Origin of the sequence: Thermococcus sp., from assembly GCF_027063845.1 — an archaeon.
GTDB lineage: Archaea > Methanobacteriota_B > Thermococci > Thermococcales > Thermococcaceae > Thermococcus.
Genome location: NZ_JAMOQU010000044.1, coordinates 1 through 1,377, shown reverse-complemented (window position 1 = coordinate 1,377; position 1,377 = coordinate 1). Strand labels below are relative to the sequence as shown.

General features: G+C 58.6%; 5 protein-coding genes. All 5 read right to left on the bottom strand.

Going from position 1 to position 1,377, the window contains the following annotated elements; all coding sequences use genetic code 11:
• A partial coding sequence (locus MVO87_RS03385) for a hypothetical protein (protein ID WP_297552186.1) occupies positions 1 to 238 on the bottom strand: 238 nt, incomplete at its 3' end.
• A gap of 6 nt (positions 239 to 244) precedes the next feature.
• Positions 245 to 658: a hypothetical protein gene (locus MVO87_RS03380; RefSeq protein WP_297552184.1), complete on the bottom strand. Its 414-nt coding sequence runs from the start codon at positions 656 to 658 to the stop codon at positions 245 to 247.
• Complete coding sequence (locus tag MVO87_RS03375; protein WP_297552182.1) at positions 645 to 1,043, bottom strand: hypothetical protein; 399 nt, start codon at positions 1,041 to 1,043, stop codon at positions 645 to 647. Before MVO87_RS03375 ends, MVO87_RS03380 begins: the two co-directional genes overlap by 14 nt.
• Positions 973 to 1,188 carry a hypothetical protein gene (locus MVO87_RS03370; protein WP_297552180.1) on the bottom strand — a complete coding sequence of 72 codons (216 nt, stop codon included), beginning with the start codon at positions 1,186 to 1,188 and terminating at the stop codon, positions 973 to 975. The genes MVO87_RS03375 and MVO87_RS03370 overlap by 71 nt, the downstream gene beginning before the upstream one ends.
• A partial coding sequence (locus tag MVO87_RS03365; RefSeq protein WP_297552178.1) for a hypothetical protein occupies positions 1,181 to 1,377 on the bottom strand: 197 nt, incomplete at its 5' end. The genes MVO87_RS03365 and MVO87_RS03370, both read right to left, overlap by 8 nt.

Here is a 1,377-nt window from a genome sequence, read left to right as displayed (position 1 = left end):
AGCCCTTCGCCCGCTCAAGGAGGAGCTGGAGGCGGGCCTTTGCAAGGGCGTTTAAGTCCGTCCCAAAGCGCCCTTGCTCTACGAGCTGTTGTAGTTTTTCACCAATCGTTGTACCTTTTTCAACTTCCCGGAGCGCTTGCAACGGCGTGTAAAAGGCCTCACCCACGTGGAGGAGCGGGAGCGACCGCTCCGCCGGCGGGAGCGAGGCGACCCATCGGCGCATGAGTTCGAGGCTCATCTTCCATCACCACCATATTCTCACGGTTACGGCGTTCTCACTTTTCTCAACATCGACTACCCGGCCCTGAATTGAGGGGACTGCTTGTTTGACTGCCGACACAATCTCTTTGAGTGTATTCTGGAACTCTGGAGTGTCGGCGTAGAGGTTCCAGTAATCTCTGTCAGCGATGGCAATAGCGTAAAGGGCAACGACGGGGACCAAGCTTTTCGGCACGACCTTTGGCACATAAACACCCGTGTTTTCCTCAGGGAATGGGTCGAGCGGGTCTTCTAATATGACGACCCAGTATTTTCTGCCCTCATACAAGTCGAAAGGCGCGATAAAGTACCCATCTTCCGCCCAGTGCACGATACCCTCGTCGAGTAGCGTATCTATGAGTTCATCGTTTGCGCGGACGACAACGTCAACGATGAACACTCTCGTCACCCCCGACCTCGCTGAGCACGGCGAACTTCACCATCAGCTTGTAGGCCTCCCCGGTAACTTCCGCCACGTAAGGCCAGTACTCCGGCTTCCAAATGTTGGCCCACACCAAAATGCCCTCCGGCGAGCCTATGAGCTGGGCAAAGGCTTTTAGTCCTTCAAGCGGGTTTTCCTTAGCCTTCTTGAGTATCCGGTCGAGCACGGTGCGGGTGTACTGGTCGCGCTGTTCCTGCGTCATCTTGAGCCAAAGCGCCTTCTTCCGCTCGAACTCCTCCTGAAAGAGCCGGTCGTACTCCTCTAAGGCCTGGTCAAGCTGAGCCTCCGCCGAGGAGGGACTTAACGAGCTCGACGTATTCCTCAAATTCGGGCCGAATGGCATCCCTCACCGCCCCCTCAATCACCTTTTCGTTCTTCTTTATCTCATCTTTCGCCTTCAAAAGCACGGCGGGGTTGTTGTAGCCCGCCCGGAGCGTCTGGGCGAGCCAGCGGAAGACTGCGACTGTCTTGGGGTTCGGCTCAGCCACCACCCTCACCCCCGGCCTGCTGGACGAACTCCTCAAGGCTCGGAATGTCCGCCGGCGGTTCCGGCTTGGGGACGGGGGCCGGCGTGGGGGCCGGCGCCTGGACAGGTGCTTGAGCGAGGGCGTTGTTGAAGGTCTGTGGGCTCGGCGCCCTACCGAGGAGCCCGGCGAAGATGCCTCTGAGCCCGTCGA